This is a genomic window from Microvirga sp. 2TAF3, assembly GCF_052114965.1.
Taxonomy (GTDB): domain Bacteria; phylum Pseudomonadota; class Alphaproteobacteria; order Rhizobiales; family Beijerinckiaceae; genus Microvirga.
In genome coordinates, this window is sequence record NZ_JBFRFT010000037.1 from 1 (window position 1) to 5,949 (window position 5,949).

The 5,949-nt window shown below is 61.6% G+C and carries 5 protein-coding genes; 3 read left to right on the forward strand and 2 right to left on the reverse strand.

Annotated features, from left to right (window positions below):
- Nucleotides 1-394: 394 nt before the first annotated feature.
- A complete protein-coding gene (locus tag AB4Y97_RS20695) occupies nucleotides 395-1,294 on the reverse strand; it encodes a hypothetical protein (protein ID WP_442000925.1) in 900 nt (299 codons plus the stop codon).
- 146 nt (nucleotides 1,295-1,440) lie between these two features.
- On the opposite strand from AB4Y97_RS20695, the gene AB4Y97_RS20700 reads away from it, so the two are divergent.
- The 3 genes from AB4Y97_RS20700 to AB4Y97_RS20710 all read left to right on the forward strand — a co-directional run bounded on the left by AB4Y97_RS20700 (nucleotide 1,441) and on the right by AB4Y97_RS20710 (nucleotide 4,874).
- Nucleotides 1,441-1,881 carry a CoA-binding protein gene (locus tag AB4Y97_RS20700; RefSeq protein WP_442000926.1) on the forward strand — a complete coding sequence of 147 codons (441 nt, stop codon included), beginning with the start codon at nucleotides 1,441-1,443 and terminating at the stop codon, nucleotides 1,879-1,881.
- 181 nt (nucleotides 1,882-2,062) lie between these two features.
- Nucleotides 2,063-4,378 (forward strand): acyl-CoA dehydrogenase, encoded by a 2,316-nt coding sequence (locus AB4Y97_RS20705; protein WP_442000927.1) that lies wholly within the window; start codon nucleotides 2,063-2,065, stop codon nucleotides 4,376-4,378.
- Nucleotides 4,379-4,451: 73 nt separating this feature from the next.
- On the forward strand, nucleotides 4,452-4,874 hold the full coding sequence (locus AB4Y97_RS20710) for a hypothetical protein (protein WP_442000928.1): 423 nt from the start codon (nucleotides 4,452-4,454) through the stop codon (nucleotides 4,872-4,874).
- A gap of 135 nt (nucleotides 4,875-5,009) precedes the next feature.
- On the opposite strand, the gene AB4Y97_RS20715 is transcribed toward AB4Y97_RS20710, so the two are convergent.
- Nucleotides 5,010-5,546, reverse strand: a complete 537-nt coding sequence (locus AB4Y97_RS20715) for a MarR family winged helix-turn-helix transcriptional regulator (RefSeq protein ID WP_442000929.1) — start codon at nucleotides 5,544-5,546, stop codon at nucleotides 5,010-5,012.
- Nucleotides 5,547-5,949: the final 403 nt, after the last annotated feature.

The following is a 5,949-nucleotide window of genomic DNA, read 5'->3' on the forward strand; positions in this document are numbered from 1 at the left end:
AATGGCCCGCCGCGACAAAGTCGGCGACGCGCACCCGAAGATCGAGAGAATAGCAGTGACCCATGATCCACCTCCCGTTCCAGCAAGTGAATCACAGATCGCACCAGGCCAAAACCCAGGAGCCGAATTTCCAGTCCGGCGCTCTAGGAATCCGGTTCGTGAGGATCAATCCGGGCCACGTGCCCGGATTTTTCATGGGCGCTGCAGGCTGCCATCCGCAAATGAGAGCCAGTGCTCTCGTCGGAGGAGTTTGTAGGGACGCGGCCAAAGCGGCCCAGATATGAACGAATGAAAGGACGAATGTCGGGCTGAAAGTGATTGCTGCATTGGCACGCAACATGTCCCACCTCCTGCCCTGTTCCGGCAATCACAATCCCTTCTGCGCGGCAGGCAGTCATGCATCGAGGGCCGTGTTGCGGGAGCGCGCCGCGCGCTCCATCTGGCGCAGCTGGCGCGCCCGTTCCTGCAATTCGTTCCGGTTCGCAAGCCACCATCCCCGGCTTGCCCTCAGCTCCGGATCCTCCGACTCGCGCGCGGACTTCGTGCGATAGAGTTCCTGCAGGATCGGCATGCGCCAATGCGCCCAGACATAATTGCTCAACGGCTCCCGCAGATGCGGATACAGATCCCGCATCGAAGGCTCCGTGAGAGGCTCGGCCACGATCTCCTCGAAGACGACGACACCCCAGGACAGGGTCGCGACCGGCTGGCCCAGTGGCGGAAGATCGTCACCGGGCACCGGATAACGCCTGCGGCGACGTTCCCTTTGCATGATATCGGTCTTATCGATGCCGCGCCTGCGCTTTTCCTCGCGCCGTAATCGCTTGGCTTCAGGTTCGTTGCGCCGCGCCGCCTCCTCTATCTCCGGCCACCTGCCGAGCAGTTCTTCATAGGAGCGGAACGGCACCCGCCAGATTCTCCTCTCGGGATCCCAGCGTGCCCACGGAATCGCGCGCATGGCCTCGACGACCGTTTTCGAATAGGGCGTGCGCACCCGCAGATCGTCCGCGACGGTGAGATAGGGGCTGCTCAACGGCTCGAAGAGGAATGCATCGCGGCCTTTGTCATCCGCATATCGATCGAGTGTCTCGAGCTCGCGGGACATCCAGGCGTCGAGCCGCCGCACTGCGGTCGTTCCCGGTACGAACCAGCATTGCTCGTCGCCGCGCCACCGCGCGCGGGGAAAGACCTCCCGGAAACGCCGCACCAGATCCCGGTCGTAAGGAAATGCCGCAAAGGCGCCGGGCTTCTCGCCCTCGGAAGGTGTCACCTTGAATGCGGATGAGATCTCCATTGTCTGGATCCAGCCTGCGGAGCAAACGGAGGCGTTCGCGCATGACAACCCGCTCGGCGGGACTTTCGATCCAACGACGACGCAAGCTCCGCCCTACGAGATGGAACCGACTCTGGCCCAACCGATTGGTGAGCAAGAGGTTTCCCATGCAGCCTGAGCCCGTCATCGACCACGCCCATTACCCGCCCGATCGTCTCCGCAAGATCCTGGAGCGCACGAAAACGATTGCGGTCGTGGGAGCGAGCGTCGATCCCTGGCGTCCGAGCTTCGGCGTCATGAATTACCTTCACCGGGCAGGCTACCGCCTGTTTCCCGTCAACCCGACAGCACTGGGCGCCAGCCTGTTCAACGAGCCCTTCCGGGCGCGGCTGAGCGAAATCGGGGAACCTGTCGATCTGGTCGATGTCTTCCGTCGCCCGGAGTATGTTCCAGGTATCGTGGAGGAAACGATCGTCATCGGCGCCCCCGTCCTATGGCTGCAACTCGGCATCGTTCACCAGGAGGCAGCACGACGTGCCGAGGCGGCCGGCATCGAGGTTGTCATGAACCGCTGCATCAGCGTCGAACTTTCGCGCCTGATGCGCTGACGGAACCTCCACGATCTGCCGATGCCCTGGGCAAGAACTGGTGGCAAGAGCTGGCTGCCTCCTAAAAACCCAGGAACCGGAACGGTCCGTGAGCAGGCACGTTAACAGCCAAGCTAGAGAGAGGTTCGATCTCCCGCATGCGCAGCCTTTCGAGCCCGCGAAATTGTCGTCAGCGAATTGAATGAGAAATGCCATGACCAGCCAAAGCTTTCGCCTCGAATGGCTTTCACGGCCGGCCTTCCGTCTGGCGAAGAAAGCCATGCCCGGCCTGTCGTCCACCGAAAGCGAGGCCATCGAAGCCGGCGATGTCTGGTGGGATGGAGACCTGTTCACCGGCAATCCCGACTGGAACAAGCTGCTCGCCGTGCCGCCCGCCTGCCTTTCTCCGGAGGAGGAGGCATTTCTCGCAGGTCCCGTCGAAACCCTCTGCGGAATGCTCGACGACTGGCGCATCACCTGGACCGACCGTGACCTGCCGCAGGAGGCATGGGATTATCTGAAGGCTAACAAGTTCTTCGGCATGATCATTCCGAAGACATTCGGCGGCCTCGGTTTTTCGGCCTATGCCCATTCGGAGGTGGTGAGGAAGATCTCGACGCGGTCGGTTGCCGCCGCCGTGACCACCATGGTGCCGAATTCCCTCGGACCGGGCGAATTGCTTCTGCAATTCGGCACCAGAGAACAGCAGGATTACTGGCTGCCGCGTCTCGCGGATGGACGCGAGATTCCGTGCTTCGGGCTGACGAGTCCGGAAGCCGGATCGGATGCCGCCTCGATGACCGATACGGGCATCGTCTGCCGGGGTCGGCATGAAGGGCATGAGGTGCTCGGCATCCGCCTCAACTGGCGCAAGCGCTACATCACTCTCGGCCCGGTGGCGACAGTGCTGGGCCTCGCCTTCAAACTCTACGATCCCGAGCGCCTGCTCGGCGGCGAGGAGGATATCGGAATCACCGTCGCCCTGGTGCGCACGAATACGCCGGGTGTCGAAATCGGCCGCAGGCATATTCCCTGCTTCCAGATGTTTCAGAACGGCCCCAATGCGGGAAAGGATGTCTTCATTCCCCTCGACGATGTGATCGGCGGGCGTGAGCGGGTCGGCCAGGGCTGGCGTATGCTCATGAGTGCACTGGCTGCCGGTCGCGGCATCTCCCTGCCTTCTCTCTCCGCTGCGGGCACCGCCTTCGCAGCGCATACGAGCGGCGCCTATGCCCGCGTGCGCGAGCAATTCCACATTCCCACCGGCAAGTTCGAAGGTGTCCAGGAAAAACTCGCCGCGATCGCCGGATCGGCCTATCTGCTCGACGGGGCCCGGCGTCTCACCTGCGCTGGACTCGACCAGGGGCATCACCCTGCGGTCATCTCGGGCATCATGAAGCTGCATGCCACGGAGCGCATGCGCGCGGCCGTGAACGATGCCATGGATATTCACGCGGGCAAGGCGGTGATCGATGGACCGCTGAACTATATCGGCAATTTCTATCGCGCCATTCCTGTCGGCATCACGGTGGAAGGCGCGAATATCCTGACCCGATGTCTCATCATTTTCGGCCAGGGCGCAATTCGCAGCCACCCCTACATCCTCAAGGAACTTCTCGCGCTCAGTGACGAAGATCAGGAACGGGGACTGATCGAATTCGACAAGGTCTTCTGGTCCCATGTCGGCCATACGGTCAAAACGCTGTTTCGAGCCTGGGGGCGCAATTGGACCGGCGGATGGCTGGCTCCCGCGCCCGATGCCGGCGCAGCATCACGCTTCTACAGACAATTGGGACGCTATGCGGCAGGCTTCGCGCTCGCCGCCGACTTCGCCTTCCTGACCATGGGCGGAACGCTCAAGCGCAGGGAACTGATTTCCGCGCGCTTCGGCGACATCCTCTCGGAGTTGTATCTCCTTTCCGCCGTCCTCAAGCGGTGGCAGGACGAGGGTCGTCAGAAAGACGACCTGCCATTGCTGCGGTACTGCATGGCACGCGGATTCCAGACCATCGAAAACCGCTTCGCCGAGATCTTCTCCAACCTGCCGAACCGCCCAACGGCATGGTTCCTGAAATTCATCATCCAGCCTTTGGGAGCGTACGCGCTCGGTCCTTCCGACGAACTCGTGGCCCAATGCGCCGCCATTCTCGTCGAACCCTCAGCTACCCGCGAGCGCCTCACGCAAGGGATTTATCACGGCAGTGGAGACGAGGGGCTCGCCCGCCTGGAACGTGCCTTCACACTCGTGACGCAAGCGCAACCGATTCACGAGAGATTGAAAAAAGCCGACCAATCTGATCGGCTTGCAGCCCTTCTGAACGGCACAATCACCGATGAGGAGGTCCGTCTTCTCGAGGAAACGGAAAAGGCCGTTTCCACGGTGATCGAGGTCGATGATTTTGCGGCGGCCGACCTGTTGCCGGAGCGGAAATTGGCATCCACGGGCGATACTCGCGAGACAAATGCGTTATCACCATCATATGACGTCATTTCCGACTCCATTCTAACCTTTCGTTAACCATACGAGCGCATCTTTTCAGCATCGGCGCGGACGCAATCACGCGCGCAGCTTCTTCTGGAGACGACGGCTCATGGCGGACAAAATCCTCTCCGAATCCATCAATGAGAAAATCACCTTGATCGAGCAGGTCGTCGCTGCAATCGCGCAAAACGCGGACGAGGATCAGCTGCGCGAGCTCCGCGAGATCCTCATCAGCCTTGCAGGCGTGCTCGACCGCGATCCGGGCATCGAAATGGCCGCCGACGATCTATACGCTGCTGCAAGGGTTGTGGTTCTCGACAGCCCCGTTGGTCTGCGCCCGTTGGCGCGTAAGCATCGCCTGCTGGTTGCGTCGAGCGAGCGTCTGGTTTTGCGGCTACGCGGAGTTTGCGAGCGCGAGGCGCCGAATGGTGCGTTGGCGTCTTCTGCTGCCATGGATGTCGTTTCCGCTCCCTGGCGTTCTGGATTTTTGGAGGTCTGGGGCACGCGGGTGTTGTGCGCGCCGGCGTTGTGATCTGACGGCAGAAAATGAGCGTTCCGACATACCAGCGGGGCGCTGATCTGTTGGCTGCAGAGGCTTACGGCCATCCTGAATTGCGAGATTTCTCGGCCTCGGCGTTGCGAGCAGGTCGCCTATTCGCATTCCTATTCACCGTCCCCTTTGCGGCGGTGTATCGACTGACAGGCTGAGCGCGAGTTTTCGCAGGAGTTCGGCGAGTTGCCGTCGCTCAGCTTCGCTGAGACCCGAGATGAGCTCATGTTCGAGAGCCATGTCCTCCCGGAAGGCTGCCTCAGTGCGCTGGCGTCCAAGCTCGGTCAACTCGACTAGCAGGCTGCGCCTGTCGGTTTCAGCCGGAAGGCGGCGCACGAGCCCGGCAGCCTCGAGCCGGGAGAGCCGGTCGGTCAGACCGCCGGAAGAGATCATCAGCGTGCGATAGAGTTCGGTCGGTGTCAGCCGGAAGGGCGAGCCGGCCCGGTGCAACGTTGCAAGCACGTCGAATTCGCCGACGTCGAGGCCGTGGCGGGCGAACACCGCCTCAATCAAGGGCCGCAGATGAAGCGTGATCCGGCGGGCCCGACCGATAATCGCCACGCCCTCCGTATCGATGCCGGGCAGCTCCCGCGCCCACTGCGCCCTGATCTGTTCGATATGATCCACCGGTCGGTCCTCCGCCTCGCCCGTCATGTCGTACGATTTCCCTGATTCACGACACGATGCAACCATCTTGACGTCGAGATAAACGAGGTCCCGATGGCAAGGACATCACCAGCGCCTTTCGCGCCAAGCGGTATTGACCATGTCGTGTTCCGTGTTGCCGACGGTGAACACCTCGTCGCTTTCTATTGCGGTGTGCTCGGTTGCCCCTCGAGCGGGAGCATACGGCGCTGCGAGAGCATCTCGCGCGCCACGGCATTTAGATCGTCCTACAATCCGAAATGACTAAAGCGCTTTTGATCTGGGCTTGAATCCATTGGGGTGATCTGTGCGTTGACTGGGAGATGGCCCAGGAGGCAAGCCATGCCCCAGCCCTATTCGCCTGATCTGCGGGAGCGTGTTCTGGTTGCCTGTAAGCGCGGCGACCTTCCTC

Excerpts from the sequence above, each read along its gene's own strand:
- AB4Y97_RS20695 (WP_442000925.1), bottom strand. The coding sequence starts at position 1,294 with ATGGAGATCTCATCCGCATTCAAGGTGACACCTTCCGAGGGCGAGAAG.
- AB4Y97_RS20700 (WP_442000926.1), top strand. The coding sequence starts at position 1,441 with ATGCAGCCTGAGCCCGTCATCGACCACGCCCATTACCCGCCCGATCGT.
- AB4Y97_RS20705 (WP_442000927.1), top strand. The coding sequence starts at position 2,063 with ATGAGAAATGCCATGACCAGCCAAAGCTTTCGCCTCGAATGGCTTTCA.
- AB4Y97_RS20710 (WP_442000928.1), top strand. The coding sequence starts at position 4,452 with ATGGCGGACAAAATCCTCTCCGAATCCATCAATGAGAAAATCACCTTG.
- AB4Y97_RS20715 (WP_442000929.1), bottom strand. The coding sequence starts at position 5,546 with ATGACGGGCGAGGCGGAGGACCGACCGGTGGATCATATCGAACAGATC.